The organism is Ferrovibrio sp. (genome assembly GCF_964218355.1).
Lineage (GTDB): Bacteria > Pseudomonadota > Alphaproteobacteria > Ferrovibrionales > Ferrovibrionaceae > Ferrovibrio.
Genome location: NZ_CAXPMC010000017.1, coordinates 69679 through 86246 on the forward strand (window position 1 = coordinate 69679; position 16568 = coordinate 86246).

A 16568-nucleotide genomic window follows, 5' to 3' on the forward strand; every position below is an offset into this window, starting at 1 on the left:
TCGCCCGCCAAACGAGGCGGGGACATGGCGGAACTGACGGCAGCCATTCGTATCGGCGTTGCGGAACCGCGACGCCTGTCACAGCGCAGCAGGCTGCTGCGCCGCGCGCTGCTGCTGCTGGCGCCGTCGCTGGTTTTCCTGGCGCTGTTCACCTACTGGCCGGTGCTGCAGGTGGCCTGGCAGTCGCTGCGGGTCGAGACCTTCGGCGGCACGGCGCATTGGGGCCTGGACAATTTCCGCCGGCTGTTTGCCGATCCGCATTTCGCCGCGGCCACCGTCAACAACCTCGTCTATGCGGTCGGCACCCTGGTGCCCAGCATCGCGCTGGCGCTGCTGTTCGCCGTCGGCCTGCGCGACTCGACGCGGCTGAACAGCCTGCTGCGCACCCTGTTCGTGATGCCGATGCTGATCCCGCTGGTGGCCGCCGCCGCGCTGTTCAGCTTCATCTTCCTGCCGCGCTACGGCCTGATCGGCCACCAGCTCGGCTGGCTCGGCCTCGAAGCCGTCAACTGGCTGGGCAACCCGGACCTGGCGCTGGCCGCCATCATCGTGCTGACCATCTGGAAAAATGCCGGCTATTACATGCTGTTCTTCCTGGCCGGCCTGCAGGGCATCCCCGACGACCTCTACGAGGCCGCGCGGATCGAGAAGGCCTCGGCCTGGCAGCGGTTCCGCCGCATCACCCTGCCGCTGCTGATGCCGACCACCACCTTCGTCGCCGTGATCGCGCTGCTGCAGGTGCTGACCAATGTCGACCACATCATCCTGCTGACCCAGGGCGGCCCCAGCGATTCGACCAACGTGATCCTGCATTACATCTACCAGCAGGCGCACGAGAATTACGATGCCGGCCTGGCCGCCGCCGCCACCGTGGTCAGCGTCGCCGCCCTGCTGGCCCTGTCCGTCCTGTCGCTGCGCAGCCTCGAGCGCGGCATCCATTACGAGGGCTGAGGCATGATCGCGCGCCGCAGCCAGGTTCCCGCCGCCAGCGTCATCCTGCTGGCCGCCGCAGCCGCGATCTGGTTCATGCCCTTCCTGTGGATGCTGGTGGCCTCGCTGCGGCCCGATGCGGCCGGCGGCGCCGACATCGCCTCGCTGTGGCCCTCGCCGCGCTCGGGTTTCGGCAATTTCACGGAAGCCTGGAGCTCGGGCAGCTTCCCGCTCTGGTATCTCAACACGATGCTGCTCTGTGCCGGCGTGCTGGCGGTGCAGCTGGTCACCGTCACCCTGGCCGGCTATGCCTTCGCGCGGCTGGACTTTCCCGGCCGGCAGGCAATCTTCTATCTGTTCCTGCTGCAGCTGATGCTGGTGCCGCCGGTGCTGATGGTGCCGAACCTCGTCACCCTGGCCTGGCTCGGGCTGTATGACACGCTGGTCGGCGTGATGGCGCCGTATTTCGCCTCCGCCTTCGGCGTGTTCCTGATGCGCCAGACCTTCCGCACCATTCCGCGCGATTTCGAGGAAGCCGCACTGGTCGACGGCGCCAGCCGCCTGCAGATCCTGTGGCGGGTGCTGGTGCCGCTGGCCCGGCCGGGCCTGGTCGCCTTCTCGATCGTCTCGGTCGCGGCGCACTGGAACGAGTTCCTGTGGCCCCTGCTGGCCGTCTCGTCGCCGTCCAACCAGGTGCTGACCGTCGGCCTCGCCAGTTTCACCATGGGCGCCGAAAGCGCCTCGCAATGGGGCCTGATCGCCGCCGGCACCGCCTTGGTGGCGGCGCCGCTGCTGGCCGCCTTCGTGCTCTTCCAGCGCCGCTTCGTCTCGAGCTTCGTTTTCACTGGCATAAAATAGGAGACTGCCATGAATGCCTTCACCCGCGTGATCACGGCCGCAACCGCGGTCGCGGCCCTGTCTGCCGGACTGTCGTCCGCGCAGGCGGCCACCAGCATCCAGCTGTTCTTCCCCGTGCCGGTGCAGGGCAAGCTGGCCAACGAGATGCAGAATGTCGTCAAGCGCTTCAACGACGCGCACAAGGACATCGAGGTCACCCCGGTCTATACCGGCAGCTACGACGATACCAACCTGAAGACCCGCGCAGCCATCAAGGCCGGCAAGCCGCCGGCCGTGGTGATCATGAGCGCCAACTTCATCCTCGAATACGTGATCAACGGCGAGGTGCAGCCCTTCGACGATCTGGCCAGGGCCGACGGCCAGACCCCGGCGCAGTTCATGGACAATTTCTGGCCGGCCCTGCATGCCAATGCCACCATCGACGGCAAGATCTACGGCGTGCCGTTCCACAATTCGACCCCGCTGCTGTATTACAGCGTCGACGCCTTCAAGGAAGCCGGCCTCAATCCGGACCAGCCGCCGGCCACCTGGGAAGACTGGATCAAGGCCGCACAGGCCCTGACCAAGCGCGAGGGCAACACCGTCAAGCGCTGGGGCTTCATGATGCCGGCCACCTACGATTATCTCGGCTGGATCACCAGCGCGCTGAACATGTCGAATGGCGGCCAGTACTACAACACCGTCTATGGCGGCGAGGTCTATTACAACACCCCGACCATGCTGGGCGCGGTCACCCTGCTGCATGACATGGTGCACCGTCACAAGGTGATGCCGGAAGGCGTCAACGATGCCAACGCCACCACCAACGCCTTCTTTGCCGGCAATCTCGGCATGATGGTGCTGTCGACCGGTTCGCTCAGCTTCGTGCGCGAGAACATGAAGCATCCCTACAAGGTCGCCTTCCTGCCGCGCAACGTGCGCAATGCCGTGCCGATCGGCGGCGCCTCGCTGATGATGCCCAAGGGCCTCGACGAGGCCCAGAAGAAGGCGGCCTGGACCCTGGTCAAGTGGCTGACCAGCCCGAAGCAGTCGGGCGAGTGGAGCCGCTTCACCGGCTATTTCGCGCCCAACCGCCATGCCTATGACCTGCCGGAGATGAAGGACTTCATCGCCAAGAACCCGGACGCCAAGGTGGCGCTGGACCAGCTGGCCTATGCCGGCCCGTGGTTCGCCACCTACAACACCGTCGGCGTGCGCAAGGCGCTGGAAGACCAGGTGCAGGCCGTCCTCTCCGGCAAGCAGCAGCCGCAGGCCGCCGTCGAGGCCGCGCAGAAGGCCGCCGATGCCCTGCTGCGTCCCTATGTCGAGCAGACCGCGCTGAAGCTGGTCGGCAAGACCAACTGAGGCAGCCCGCACCATGACGGGGCGGCGGCACCCGCCGCCGCCCCGTTCGCATATCACCGCCCCTCGATTCCTCCGCCCCTCAACCCTCCGACAGGATCGCCCCCGTGATCATCGCCCAGCTGACCGACCTGCATATCCGCCCGACCGGCAAGCCCGCCTATCGCGTGGTCGAGACCAACACTTTGCTGGATCGCGCCCTGCAGAGCCTGGCGGCCATGTGGCCGGCGCCGGATGCGGTGGTGATGTCGGGCGACCTGACCGATTGCGGTCTGGCGGAGGAATACGACATCCTCGCCCTGCTGATCCGCCGCCATCTCGACATGCCGGTCTATCTGGTGCCCGGCAACCACGACCGCCGCGAGGTGATGAAGCAGCGGCTGGCGCATCTGCCCGGCATCACCGCCGATCCGGATTTCATCCAGTATGCGGTCGACGATTTCCCGGTACGGCTGGTGATGCTGGATTCCGTCGTGCCTGGCAAGGGCCATGGCGAGCTGTGCGCCGCCCGCCTCGATTTCCTCGACCGCACGCTGGCCGCCGCGCCGGACAAGCCCACCGTGGTCGTGCTGCATCATCCGCCGATCGTCTGCGGCATCCGCCACATGGACGGGATCAACCTGCGCAATGCCGATGCCTTCGGTGCCGTCATCGCCCGCCATCCCCAGGTCGAGCGGATTCTCTGCGGCCACCACCACCGCCCGATCACGGCCCGCTTCGCCGGCACCATCGTGCAGGTGGCACCCAGCACGGCGCATCAGGTGGTGTTCGATCTCGGCGCCGAATCGCCCTCGCATTTCACCATGGAGCCGGCATCTTTCCTGGTACACCAGTGGAATGCCGGCGCCGGCCTCGTCTCGCATGGCGTCTATGTCGAGAAATACCCGGGCCCCTATCCCTTCGTGCTCGATCCCGACTATCCCGGCGCGCACTGAACGGCGGCACGGTCCGGCCTAGTCGTTCAGGTCGGCCTTCCAGAAGGGCTTGGCGCGGCTGTAGGCATCCCAGGCCTCGCCGAGATGGGCGAGCTGCATCTCCTGGCGGCCGATGAACCAGCCGGCCACGGCGGCGGCGGCCGGATCGCCGCCCGGCGGGCCGAGCACGTCGCGCATCAGCGCACCGCCCACGGCGGCATCGTTGAGAACGCCGAGGCAGTCCTGCAGTTCCGCCAGCGCGGCATGGAAACGGCGCACCGCCCGCCGGCCATGGAGCGGCCGGAAGAATTCCACCGCATAGCGCAGCTTCTTGCACTGGATGCGCAGGCGGTGCAGGGCTTCGGCCTCCAGCGTGTCGTGATGGCGCCCGAGCTTCTTCACCTTGCGGGCGCGCTTTTCCAGCAGCCGCGCGGCGAAGCGCCGGGCCGGCATGGCCGCGGCGGCCTGCAGGGCCGCATCGCCGCTGGCAGCGATTTCCGCCGGCAGGCGCAGCAGCATCGCCTCGAGACCAAGCCGCAGGCGCAGAGCGCGCGACGAGCGCAGGGCCGATTCAAGCGCGGCCTGGGCGGCGGCGCGGCGGTCTTCCAGCACGGTGCGCAGATGCCGCAATCCCCTGGGATCGGGCAGCCGCGCCGCCAGCGGTGCCAGCGTCTCGGCGAGGAAGACATCGAGATCGCGCTTGCGCCCGAGCGGCTCGTTCAGCCAGCGCAGCTCGTCGATCAGCGGCGCGACCAGTGCGGCGGGCAGCACCGGCCGGAACAGGTTGAAGGCCGAGCGCAGCCGGCGCAGGGCGACGCGCATCTGGTGCACGCCCTCGATATCGCGGTCGCGCAGCACCGGCTGCATGTTGCAGTCGAACTGCTGCAGGCAGTGGCGGGCGATGGCCGTGAAGGCATCGATGGCGGCGGCGCGGTCGCCGAGATCGAAGGGCAGGCTGCCCGAGCGCAGCGGCGGCGGTTCGGCCAGGCCCAGATCCGCCGCCATCAGCACCGGTGCCGCCGCGCCGGTCCAGTACAGCGGCAGCTCTTCCGCCAGCGCCAGCGCCAGCGCCAGCAACCGTGCCATGCCCTCCGGCGCCGGATCGCCGGGTGCGGCCAGCACCAGCTCGGCCGCTGCCGCCGTGCGGCCGGCGCCGGTCAGGGTCATCTGCACGGCCTGCAGCTGCAGGCCGCCGGCCAGGGCCAGGCTGGCGATCTCGGCATGGCCCTCCGCGAGCGGCAGCATGGCGGCGCCCAGCGGCGGCGCGGCCGTCAGTGCCTGTCCGGCCACCGGCAGTGTTTCCTGCCGCTGCATGCCGGCATCGCGGCGGCCGAGGCAGAGCCAGCCGGCGGCAGCGAAGTCGCGGCCGGGCGTGTCTTCCAGGGTCAGGTCGGGACGGGCGATGGCCGCGCGCCGGGCGCCGGCAGCCGCCAGCAGAGGATGCCGCCGGATGCGACGCAGGCTGCCCGGGGAACATCCCAGGCGCAGCAGGGCGGGCGGTTCGCTCATGGCGGCGCATGCTAGCGGAGCGCCGGGAAATAAGTCAAATAACCCAGTCTTTTACGATTGTTACAGTTCCAAGACAGATGCGGTCGCGGTGCTGCTGACGACGGTCACGGCGCGATCAGCGCCGCCATGGCATGCACCGCCGCCGCATAGCCGCGCGGCCCCAGCCCGGCGATCACCGCGGTCGCCGCCTTCGAGACATAGGAATGGTGGTAATAGGCCTCGCGCCGGTGGATGTTCGAGATATGCAGCTCGATGATCGGTCCCTGGAACATCTTCAGCGCATCGAGGATGGCAATCGACGTGAAGGTGAAGGCGGCCGGATTGATGATGATGCCGGCGGCGCCGGTATCGGTGGCCTCGTGGATCCAGCCGATGATCTCACTTTCGGCATTCGACTGGTGGAACCGCACCGGCCGCTCGCCGGCCGCCGCGCGGCACATGGCCTCGACCTCGGCCAGGGTGGTGTGGCCGTAAATCTCCGGCTCGCGCTTGCCCAGCCGGTTGAGGTTGGGGCCGTTGAGGATGAACAGCGGTTTCTGTGCGGTCGGTCTGGTCCTGGCCATGCTGGGTCCTGCCTGAAGCGGCCTCAGCCCTGGTAGCCCAGCAGGCGGGGCAGCCAGAGCACGAGATCCGGGAAAAGGGTGATCAGCGCCAGGGCCACGACCATGGCGCAGAGAAAGGGAGTCACGTCCCGCACGATGGCGCGGACCGGCGTTCCGGCGATGCGGGTCATCACGAACAGCAGCAGGCCGTAGGGCGGCGTGATCAGGCCGAGCATGATGTTGACGACGACGATGACGCCGAAATGCACCATGTCGATGCCGAGCGCCTTGGCGGTCGGGATCAGCACCGGAATGATGATCAGCAGGATCGTGGTGCCTTCCAGCAGGCAGCCAAGCAGCAGCAGCAGCAGGTTGACCAGCACCAGGAAACTCAGCGGCGACAGGTTCCACGCGGTCAGCAGGCCCTTGATGGTGTCGGGAATATTCTCGACCGTGACCACGTAGTTGAAAACCAGGGCACCGGCGATCAGCATGCCGATCGAGGCCGAGGTGCGCGCGCTTTCCAGAACCGAGCGGTAGAAATCACGGAAGCGGACGCTGCGGTAGAGGCCGGCGGAGATCAGCAGCGCATAGGCGGCGGCAATCGCCGCGGCTTCCGTCGGCGTGGTGGCGCCGCTGTAGATGCCGCCCAGCAGCACCACCGGCATCATCAGGGTCGGGAAGGCGCGCCAGGTGATGCCCGGCAGGCTGCGCAGCGGCACCGGCGGTTCGACCGGGAAATTCTCGCGCCGGGCGCCGATGATGACGATCGCCATCTGCGACAGGGCCATCAGCAGCCCGGGCACCACGCCGGCCAGGAACAGGTAGCCGATCGAGGCATCGGAGACCAGGGCATACAGCACCATCGGGATCGACGGCGGGATGATCGGTCCGATCACCGCCGTCGCCGCGGTCAGCGCCGCCGCATAGCTGGCCCGGTATTTGCCGTCGGCCGTCATCATCACCTGCATCATGCGGCCGGTGCCGGCGGCATCGGCAATCGCCGAGCCGGACATGCCGGCGAAGATCACGCTCTGCACCACATTCACCAGCGCCAGGCCGCCGCGGAAGCGGCCGACCACCGCATTGCAGAAGCGCAGCAGCCGTTCGGTCATCGAGCCGATATTCATCAGCTCGGCCGCCAGGATGAACAGCGGCACGGCCAGGATGATGTAGTTGGAATACAGGCCGTTCAGCAGCTGCTCGGCCGCCGTGCCCATGTCGAGGCCGGCGAGGAACAGGTACAGGATCGAGCCGGCAATCATCGCATGCCCGATCGGCAGGCCGAGCAGGGCAAGCGCCGAGATGGCGACGATGGCCACCGAGAAGGGCGTGGCAATGGTCATACGCCGGACACCGTCTTTTCCGGATCGTGCTGCGCCGGCGCATCGCCACGCAGGGCGCGCCAGGACAGCCACAGATAACGCACCAGCACCGCCACCGCGAACAGGACATAGATGGAGAACAGCCAGTCCATGCGGATTTTCAGATAGGCGGTGGATTCGACCTTCATGAACGCGACATAGTCGTAGACCGCCGGCAGCGAACCGGCATAGAGCAGCAGCAGGGCCGCCGACGAAACCAGCAGCAGAATCCGCCGCAGCGCCGGCCGGGCGCCGGCATAGATCAGGTCGAAGCGGATTTCCTCATCCTCGCGCAGCACGAAGGCAGCACCCCACAGCACCAGCCAGATCCACAGCACGGCGCTCAGCTCGTTGGTCCAGCCGACCGGAAAGTTCAGCAGGTAGCGAAAGACGATCTGCAGGATGAACGCGGCGAACATCGCCACCTGCATGGCGGCAAGGATGTTCTCGGCCCGCCGGTACAGCCAGCCGCCGATGCGGGTGATGGTCGGGTGCACGATTCCTCCCTTGCGCACCGGGGCCTGGCCGGCAACCCGCCCGGCAGCGGCAGGGCCGCCGCCGGGATGGCCACTGCCGTCTTACAGCGCGTTGATCTTATCGATCATGCCCTTCGGCCATTCCTTGGCAAGATCGGAGGCCAGGTATTTCTTCTGGGCGAAGCTGCGGAAGGCAGCCTGGTCCGGCTCGTAGATCTTCAGACCCTTGCCCTTGAAGAAGTCGACGAGGTTCTTCTCGCGCTCGCGGTGCTTCTGGGTCGAGAAGTCGATGGCCGCATCGGCCGCCGCCTGGAAGCGCTTCTGCCCGTCGGCCGACATCTCCTTCCACACCTTGCCGGAAACGGTCAGCAGGTCGAAACCGACCAGATGCGAAGTCAGCACGATCTGCGACATCACCTCGTAGAACTTCATGTTCTCGACATTGGGCAGCGGATTGTCCTGGCCGTCGATGGCGCCGGTCTGCAGGCCGGTATAGACCTCGGCATAGGCCATCGGCGTCGGGTTGGCGCCCAGCGCCTCGCCGAGGAACTGCCAGGCCTCGCCCGGCGGCATGCGCAGCTTGATGCCGGCAAGGTCGGCCGGCGTGGTGATCTTCTTGTCGGGCTTCAGGCCGACCTGGCGCGAGCCGAAATAGGTCGGCCCGAGGATATGCAGTCCGAGCTTGTCCTCGACCATCGCCTTCATTTCCATGCCGGCGGCACTGGCGAAGAACTTGCGCAGATGGTCGGCATCGCGGAACAGGTAGGCGGCGGTCAGGATCGACCAGGCCGGCACCTGCTTGGAGATGTCCTGCGGCGCGATGTTGCCCATCTCGAGATTGCCGCGCTGCAGGGCGACCAGCTCGGTGCCCTGCTTGAACAGGTTGCCGCCGTAATAGCCCTCGAAGGCGAAATCGCCGGCCACCGCGTCGGCGAATTTCTTCATCATCTCGGCGCGGATATCCTGCTCGGAGAAGACGGCCGAGAACCGCAGCTTGGGCTTGCCCTGCGCCCGCGACGGCAGGCTGAAGGCGGTGGCGGCAGCGGCAAGGCCGGTGCCGGCGAGAAAGCGGCGACGCGTGGTGCTCAGTGTCATGGTACTTTCCTCCCTCGGTTTGTTTATCGTGACTGGAACCGGCCCGCAGCCGGCTTTTCCCTCATGCGGCGGCCCCGAAATGGCCGGCCATCGCCTGCATGTCGGATTTGTGCCCGGTGAACAGCTCGAAGGCCCGCACCGCCTGGCCCACCGCCATGCCGGCGCCGGGCAGGCAGCGGCAGCCGAGCGCCGCGGCACGCTGCAGCAGTTCGGTCTCGGCGGGGAAATAGATGATGTCGGCCACCCAGTGGTGCGGCTGCAGCAGCGCGGCCGGGAATGGCAGGCCGGGATACTTGTCCATGCCGACCGGCGTGGTGTTGACGATGCCGTCGGCGGCCGCCCGCGCGGCCGCCGCGGTGGCCACGGCCCGTACCGGCGCGCCGGCCGCGGCCATGCGCGCCGCCAGCGTCTGCGCGCGCGCGGCATCGCTGTCGATCAGCACAAGATCGCGCACGCCCAGCTGCACCAGCGCCTGGGCCACGGCGGCACCGGCACCGCCGGCACCGAACTGCACCACGCAGCCCAGCGGCACCCCGGCCATGCCCAGCCGGAAGCTTTCGGCAAAGCCCCAGCAGTCGGTGTTGTGGCCGGTGGCGCGCCCTTCGGCGAAGACCACGGTGTTGACGGCACCGATGGCGGCGGCCTCGGGCGCGACCGCATCGAGATGCGGCAGAATCTGCTGCTTGAAGGGGTGGGTGACGTTGACGCCCTGGAAACCGGCGGCCGCGGCGGCGGCCAGCAGTGCGGGCAGGGCCGCGTCGGGCAGGCCGAGGCTGTCGAAATCGAGCAGGATATAGGCGCAGCCGAGGCCGAGCCGGGCCGCCTCGCGTTCATGCATGGCCGGCGAGCGCGAGGCCTGGATGCCCCGCCCGAGCAGACCGGCCAGCACGAAGCCGCCGCCCGGCTGGGCCGGCTGGCGGCCGCTGGTCGCCGCGCGCACCAGCGCGGCAATCTCTCCGGCCATTCCGTCCTGCGAAACCGCCACGTTTCCTCCCATTGCTCTTGTTGCCGACGACAGTGTACGAAATAGTTAGTTTAGTCAACGGCCGGCTCCGGGCGCATCGGCCGGCAGGGCAGGCAGTGGCGGAAAACCCGGCTGTTTCTGTCCTGCCGGGCTATTCCCAACCGGGCCGGCGGAGGCCAGTATGGACAAAACGGTTCGGCCGTTGCCGGTGGTTCCGGCCGGCCCCAGCAGGATTCCACCCGAATGAGCGCAGCCCCGATGCCAGCCCGCAGCCGCAAGCCGGCCCGGACCCGCAGCCCCAATCCCGAGGCCACCAAGCAGGACATCATCGCCGTGGCCACCCGCGAGTTCGCGCAGAACGGCCTGTCGGGCGCCCGCGTCGACGAGATCGCCGCCAAGACCGGCTCCAGCAAGCGGATGATCTATTACTATTTCGGCGACAAGGAGGGCCTGTATCTGGCGGTGCTGGAAGAGGCCTACAAGAAGGTCCGCACCGACGAGGCACAGCTCGATCTCGAGCATCTGCCGCCGGCCGAGGCGCTGCGCCGCCTGGTCGAGTTCACCTTCGACCACCATCATACCAGCGAGGGGTTCATCCGGCTGGTGATGATCGAGAATATCCACCACGGCGACTATCTGGCGCGCTCGAAGATCATCCAGGACCTCAATGTCTCGGCGATCGGCGAGCTGGAGCGGATCTACCGCCGCGGCCTCGCCGAAGGCATTTTCCGCCGCGGCCTGACCGCCATCGACCTGCACTGGCAGATCAGCGCCCTGTGTTTCTTCAACGTCTCCAACCGCGCCACCTTTTCGCAGATCTTCCGCGTCGACCTGACCTCGAAGAAGGCGGTGGCCGCCCTGCGCGGCCAGGTGGTCGACATGGTGCTGCGCAACGTGCTGAAGGCGCCGTAAGACCGCCGCCGGCGCGCGGTTTGACGCCGGGCCGCTTCCGGCCCTACAATGTACGAACCGGTTCGCACATAAGCACCGCCTGGGCTGGAAACATCCGGATCATGAAAACCTCCATCGCCACCGTCTCCATCAGCGGCACCCTGACCGAGAAGCTGCAGGCCATCGCCGCCGCCGGCTTCGACGGCGTCGAGATTTTCGAGAACGACTTCCTCGCCTTCGACGGCAGCCCGCGCGAGGTCGGCCGCATGGTGCGCGAGGCCGGCCTGGCCATCACCCTGTTCCAGCCCTTCCGCGATTTCGAGGGCATGCCCGAACCCCAGCGCAGCCGCACCTTCGACCGCGCCGAGCGCAAGTTCGACGTGATGCAGGAGCTGGGCACCGACCTGATGCTGGTCTGCTCGAATGTCTCGCCGATCGCGCTGGGCGGCATCGACCGGGCGGCCGCCGATTTCCACGAACTGGGCGAGCGGGCGGCGAAGCGCGGCCTGCGCGTCGGCTACGAGGCGCTGGCCTGGGGCCGGCACATCAATGATCACCGCGATGCCTGGGAGATCGTGCGCCGCGCCGGGCATCCGAATATCGGCCTGATCCTCGATTCCTTCCACACGCTGGCGCGGCGCATCGATGTCGACTCGATCCGCGCCATCCCGAAGGACCGGATCTTCATCGTGCAGCTGGCCGATGCACCGCGGATCGAGATGGACCTGCTGCACTGGAGCCGGCATTACCGCAACATGCCGGGCCAGGGCGACCTGCCGGTGCACGACTTCATGCGCGCGGTGGCCGCCACCGGCTATGACGGCGTGCTGTCGCTGGAAATCTTCAACGACCAGTTCCGCAGCGGCTCGCCCAAGGCGATCGCCGTCGACGGCAAGCGGTCGCTGGTCAGCCTGATGGACGGCGTGCGCCGCGCCGAGCCCGGCATCCGCATTCCGGTGCCCGAGATGCCCGACCGCATCCGCACCGACGGGATCGAGTTCATCGAATTCGCCGCCGACGAGGCGGAAGCCGCCGAGCTGGCCGGCCTGTTCCGCATGCTGGGGTTCCGCAAGACGGCGCGGCACAAGTCGAAGGACGTGACCCTGTGGCGCCAGGGCGGCATCAACCTGCTGATCAATGCCGAGCGCGAGGGTTTTGCCCATGCCGCCTACCTGATGCACGGCACATCGGTGTGCGATATCGGCCTGAAGGTGGAGGATGCGGCCGCCACGGTGGCGCGGGCGCGGGCACTGGGCGCCGAGCCGTTCGAGCAGGCCGCCGGCCCCGGCGAACTGGCGATCCCGGCCATCCGCGGCGTCGGCGGCGGCGTGATGCATTTCATCGACCGCCGCAGCGACCTTGCCCGCCTGTGGGAGATCGATTTCCTGCCGGCCGAAGACGCGGCACCGGGCGAAGATGCCGCGCTGGTCGCCGTCGACCATGTGGCGCAGACCATGAATTACGAGGAGATGCTGACCTGGCTGCTGTTCTACACGGCGATCTTCGCCACCCATAAGACGCCGATGGTCGACATCGTCGATCCGGCCGGCCTGATCCGCAGCCAGGTGATCGAGAATGAAAGCGGCAGCCTGCGCATCACGCTCAACGGCGCCGAGAACCGCCGCACCCTGGCCGGCCATTTCATCGCCGAGAGTTTCGGCTCGGCCGTGCAGCATCTCGCCTTTGCCAGCCGCGACATCTTCCGCACGGTGGCGGCCCTGAAGGCGAACGGCTTCCGGCCGCTGGCGATCTCGCCGAACTATTACGACGACATCGAGGCCCGCTTCGGCCTGGAGCCCGGCCTGGTCGACCGCCTGCGCGCCGAGAACATCCTGTACGACCGCGATGCCGGCGGCGAATATTTCCAGATCTACAGCCCGAATTACGGCGAGGGCTTCTTCTTCGAGATCATCGAGCGCCGCGGCTATGCCGGCTATGGCGCGCCCAATGCGCCGGTGCGCATCGCCGCCCAGAAGCGCGGCATCCAGCCCCGCAGCCGGGTGGAAATCTGATCCGCCCCCCGGTCATCAAGAAAACCATGCCATATCAATGGCTTGGAAGCGCCCCAATTCCGCCGCTTTTACCGGCTCTACTGGCTGCCATCGAATAACAGGCAGTCAGTCAGCAGGCCTGTTCGGCCGCCCGGCATCCCCCTCCTCTCCCCCCAGGAGCCGCCGGGCGGCCTCCTCCTGCCCCGCCCCCGCCAGCCTTCCTGACCATCGCCGGGCAGAACCAGCCTCCCCGCCGCGGCCGCGCCGCCTATAATGCCTGTGGCATACCGCGCAGCCGCGACCGCACCGACTGCAAACCCGCGAGAGCACAGATGACAAGCAACAAGAAGACCCAGACCTCCCGCCCGGCCGGCCGCAGCGCGCCCCGAAGCACCCCGCGGAACGCCTCCCGGCCCAAACTGGTCGTGCGCAATGCAACGCCGAAGGACATGACGGCGATCCGCGCGCTCACCGCCAAGGTCTATGCCGCGCTCGGCAGCGCCGGCGCCTATTCGATGGCGCAGCTGCGCGGCCACCAGCATCATTTCCCCGAGGGCCAGTTCGTCGCCGTCTACGAGGATGCCATCGTCGGCTACTGCGCCACCTTCCGCATCGGCGGCAACGTGGCCCTGAAGCCACATGACTGGGTCGGCATCACCGGCCGCGGCTATGCCGCACGCCACGACCCGGAAGGCGACCATCTGTACGGTATGGAAATCTGTGTCGATCCCGACTATCGCGGCCTGCGCATCGGCCAGCGCCTGTACAATGCCCGCAAGCAGCTCTGCCAGCATCTGCGCCTGAAGGGCATCGTGTTCGGCGGCCGCATGCCGGGGCTCAGCCGGCGCTGGAACCAGGTGCGCACGCCCGACCGCTATGTCGAGCTGGCACGCAACGGCGAGCTGCGCGACCAGGTGATCAGCTTCCAGCTGCGCAACGGCTTCGAGCCGATCGGCGTGCTGCCCGACTACCTGACCTCCGACCATGAATCGCGCGGCTTCGCCACCCACATGCTGTGGCGCAATCCGCAGGTCGGCGAGGAAGACCATGTCGCCGCTTCGCCGCGGCTGCGCCCGCAGAGCAGCGTGCGGGTCGCCTGCGTGCAGTACCAGCAGCGCGCCATCTCCTCCTTCGCCGATTTCGCCCGGCAGGTCGAGTATTTCGTCGACAGCGTCGCCGACTACAAGGCCGATTTCGTCCTGTTCCCCGAGCTGTTCACCCTGCAGCTGCTGTCGATCGAGAACAAGCCCGCACCGGCGGCCGAGGCGATCGCCGCCCTGACCAGCTATACCGACCGCATCCGCAGCCTGCTCAGCGAGCTGGCGGTCAGCTACAACATCAACATCATCGGCGGCTCGCATCCGACCCGCGATGCCGACGGCCATGTCTACAATATCTGCTATGTCTGCCTGCGCGACGGCGCCGTGCACGAGCAGCGCAAGATCCATCCCACGCCGAACGAACGCTACTGGTGGAACATCACCGGCGGCGACACCATGAATGCCATCGAAACCGATTGCGGCCCCATCGGCGTAATGATCTGCTACGATGCGGAATTCCCGGAACTGGCCCGCCACCTGACCGACCAGGGCGCGCAGATCCTGTTCGTGCCCTTCTGCACCGACGAGCGGCAGAGCTATCTGCGGGTCCGCTACTGCGGCCAGGCCCGCGCGGTGGAAAACCAGTGCTATGTCGCCCTGGCCGGCAATGTCGGCAACCTGCCGAATGTCGAGAACATGGACATCCAGTATGCGCAGAGCTGCGTGCTGACGCCCTGCGACTTCCCCTTCGCCCGCGACGGCATCGCCGCCGATACCACGCCGAATGTGGAAATGGTGTCGATCGCCGACCTGCAGCTGGACAGCCTGGCCAATGCCCGGCAGGGCGGCACCGTGCAGAACCTGAAGGATCGCCGCTTCGATCTCTACAGCGTCACCTGGAAGGATTCGCTGCCGACCTGATCAGGCCGGGTGTTCCAGCAGCAGCCCGTCGATCGCCTCGGCCAGCTGCGCCTTACGCACCGGCTTGCGCAGTACCCGCGCGGTACCGACATAGCGGGTGTGGCGCAGCACCTCCTCGCCCAGCGATCCCGACATGAACAGGACCGGCAGGCCCGGCCGCAATCCCTGCGCCTGGTCGGCCAGGGCCACGCCACCCATGCCGCCGGGCATCATCATGTCGGTCAGCAGCAGATCGACCGGCAGCGGCCGGCGCAGGATGTCGAGCGCCTCCTGGCCGCTGGATGCGGTCAGCACCGCATAGCCCAGCGACTTCAGCAGCGACGCCATCATCGCCCGGACATCCGGGTTGTCCTCGACGCACAGGATGTTGTGCCGCGGCGACGCTTCCGTGCCATCGCCGGCTTCCTCCATCGCCGGCAGCAGCAGGCGCAGTTCGGTGCCCTCGCCCGGCGCGGTGTCCAGTTCGACCAGGCCGCCGGATTGCTGCACGAATCCATAGACCATGCTGAGGCCGAGGCCGCTGCCCTTGCCGATGTCCTTGGTGGTGAAGAACGGCTCGAAGACCCTGGCTCGCACCTCCGGGGTCATGCCGGTGCCGGTGTCGCGCAGCGAAACCACCACATAGGTGCCTGCCTCGGCCAGCCGGTCGGGCAGCGCATGCGGCTCGGTCAGGATGCGCGTGGATGTGCCGATCACCAGCTGGCCGCCGCCATGCATCGCATCGCGGGCATTCAGCGCGATATTGAGCACAGCGTTTTCCAGCTGTCCGGCATCGGCCTCGACCACCGGCAGGCCGGCGGCCAGCTGCAGGTCGATCTGGATGGTCTCGCCGAGGCTGCGGCTCAGCATGTCGGTCATGCCGCCAAGCAGCGCATTGACGTCGATGCGGCTGGGTTTCAGGGTCTGCCGCCGGCCAAAGGCCAGCAGGCGCTGGGTCAGTTCGGCGCCGCGGGTGGCGTTGCGCAGGGCCTGCTGCACCAGCTGGCGCTTTTCCGCCGTCTGCACCTGGTCGTCGAGCAGTTCGAGATTGCCGACGATCACCGCCAGCAGGTTGTTGAAGTCGTGGGCAACACCGCCGGTCAGCTGGCCCAGCGCCTCCATTTTCTGGGCCTGGCGCAACTGTTCCTGCAGTTCCTCGGTCTGGCGCAGGGCGGTCAGGTCGCGGGTAATGTTGACAAAGCCGGTGACCGTGCCGGCAGCATCGCGGATGGCGGAAATTTCGACGCCAACCCAGAAACGGCGGCCATCCTTGTGCCGGCGCCACTCCTCGTTGACATAGCGGCCGCTTTCGCGCGCCACCTGCAGGGCATGACCGGGATGGCCGGCCTGCCGGTCGGCGTCGGTGTAATACTGGTCGCGCGGCCGGCCGATCGCCTCCTCGGGCGCATAGCCGGTCAGGTTGACCGCGCCGGCATTCCAGGTCAGCACCGTGCCTTCGGCATCCATCATGAAAATGGCATAGTCGGAGATCGAATCGACCAGCAGCCGGAAGCGTGCCTCGCTGATGCGCAGATCCGCTTCGCTGGCCCGGCGCTGGGTCAGATCGTGGATCACGCCGACATACATGCTGATGCCGTCACGATGGTATTCGCCGACCGCCAGCTCGAAGGGAAACTCGCTGCCGTCCTTGCGGCGGCCGATCACCTCGCGGCCGATGCCGATGATCCGCTTCTCGCCGGTTGCCCGGTAGCGGGCAAGATAGCCGTCATGGGCGCTGTGATACGGTTCCGGC

The 16568-nt window shown here is 67.5% G+C and carries 14 protein-coding genes; 7 read left to right on the forward strand and 7 right to left on the reverse strand.

All coding sequences use genetic code 11. The features are described from left to right. Nucleotides 1–24: 24 nt before the first annotated feature. From ACEQZY_RS11900 to ACEQZY_RS11915, 4 genes are all read left to right on the forward strand, one after another. A complete protein-coding gene (locus ACEQZY_RS11900; protein ID WP_370154579.1) occupies nucleotides 25–951 on the forward strand; it encodes a carbohydrate ABC transporter permease in 927 nt (308 codons plus the stop codon). A 3-nt stretch (nucleotides 952–954) separates the two neighbouring features. Then, entirely contained in the window at nucleotides 955–1788 is an 834-nt protein-coding gene (locus ACEQZY_RS11905) for a carbohydrate ABC transporter permease (protein ID WP_370154582.1), read from the forward strand. A 9-nt stretch (nucleotides 1789–1797) separates the two neighbouring features. Continuing rightward, the gene (locus tag ACEQZY_RS11910) at nucleotides 1798–3132 is read left to right on the forward strand and encodes an ABC transporter substrate-binding protein (protein WP_341703294.1); all 1335 of its coding nucleotides are present in this window, start codon (nucleotides 1798–1800) and stop codon (nucleotides 3130–3132) included. Between the two features lie 104 nt (nucleotides 3133–3236). Further along, entirely contained in the window at nucleotides 3237–4064 is an 828-nt protein-coding gene (locus ACEQZY_RS11915; RefSeq protein ID WP_341703295.1) for a phosphodiesterase, read from the forward strand. Between the two features lie 18 nt (nucleotides 4065–4082). Here ACEQZY_RS11915 and ACEQZY_RS11920 read toward each other — a convergent pair whose 3' ends face one another. From ACEQZY_RS11920 to ACEQZY_RS11945, 6 genes are all read right to left on the reverse strand, one after another. Next, nucleotides 4083–5552, reverse strand: a complete 1470-nt coding sequence (locus tag ACEQZY_RS11920) for a CHAD domain-containing protein (RefSeq protein WP_370154585.1) — start codon at nucleotides 5550–5552, stop codon at nucleotides 4083–4085. A gap of 104 nt (nucleotides 5553–5656) precedes the next feature. Then, nucleotides 5657–6115 (reverse strand): type II 3-dehydroquinate dehydratase, encoded by a 459-nt coding sequence (locus ACEQZY_RS11925; protein WP_341705482.1) that lies wholly within the window; start codon nucleotides 6113–6115, stop codon nucleotides 5657–5659. Between the two features lie 23 nt (nucleotides 6116–6138). Further along, nucleotides 6139–7440, reverse strand: a complete 1302-nt coding sequence (locus tag ACEQZY_RS11930; RefSeq protein ID WP_370154588.1) for a TRAP transporter large permease — start codon at nucleotides 7438–7440, stop codon at nucleotides 6139–6141. Beyond that, entirely contained in the window at nucleotides 7437–7955 is a 519-nt protein-coding gene (locus ACEQZY_RS11935) for a TRAP transporter small permease subunit (RefSeq protein WP_341705480.1), read from the reverse strand. Before ACEQZY_RS11935 ends, ACEQZY_RS11930 begins: the two co-directional genes overlap by 4 nt. Before the next feature lie 81 nt (nucleotides 7956–8036). Further along, complete coding sequence (dctP, locus tag ACEQZY_RS11940; protein ID WP_341705479.1) at nucleotides 8037–9029, reverse strand: TRAP transporter substrate-binding protein DctP; 993 nt, start codon at nucleotides 9027–9029, stop codon at nucleotides 8037–8039. 61 nt (nucleotides 9030–9090) lie between these two features. Further along, on the reverse strand, nucleotides 9091–9993 hold the full coding sequence (locus ACEQZY_RS11945) for a shikimate dehydrogenase (protein WP_370154591.1): 903 nt from the start codon (nucleotides 9991–9993) through the stop codon (nucleotides 9091–9093). Nucleotides 9994–10236: 243 nt separating this feature from the next. Between ACEQZY_RS11945 and ACEQZY_RS11950 the strand changes: the two genes are divergently transcribed. The 3 genes from ACEQZY_RS11950 to ACEQZY_RS11960 all read left to right on the forward strand — a co-directional run bounded on the left by ACEQZY_RS11950 (nucleotide 10237) and on the right by ACEQZY_RS11960 (nucleotide 14836). Beyond that, nucleotides 10237–10905 carry a TetR family transcriptional regulator gene (locus tag ACEQZY_RS11950; protein ID WP_370154594.1) on the forward strand — a complete coding sequence of 223 codons (669 nt, stop codon included), beginning with the start codon at nucleotides 10237–10239 and terminating at the stop codon, nucleotides 10903–10905. A gap of 101 nt (nucleotides 10906–11006) precedes the next feature. Continuing rightward, on the forward strand, nucleotides 11007–12896 hold the full coding sequence (locus ACEQZY_RS11955; protein ID WP_341704872.1) for a TIM barrel protein: 1890 nt from the start codon (nucleotides 11007–11009) through the stop codon (nucleotides 12894–12896). A 311-nt stretch (nucleotides 12897–13207) separates the two neighbouring features. Next, entirely contained in the window at nucleotides 13208–14836 is a 1629-nt protein-coding gene (locus ACEQZY_RS11960; protein WP_341704871.1) for a GNAT family N-acetyltransferase, read from the forward strand. Here ACEQZY_RS11960 and ACEQZY_RS11965 read toward each other — a convergent pair. Beyond that, nucleotides 14837–16568, reverse strand: a 1732-nt coding sequence (locus tag ACEQZY_RS11965; protein ID WP_370154597.1) for a PAS domain S-box protein, incomplete at its 5' end; no start/stop codon positions are given.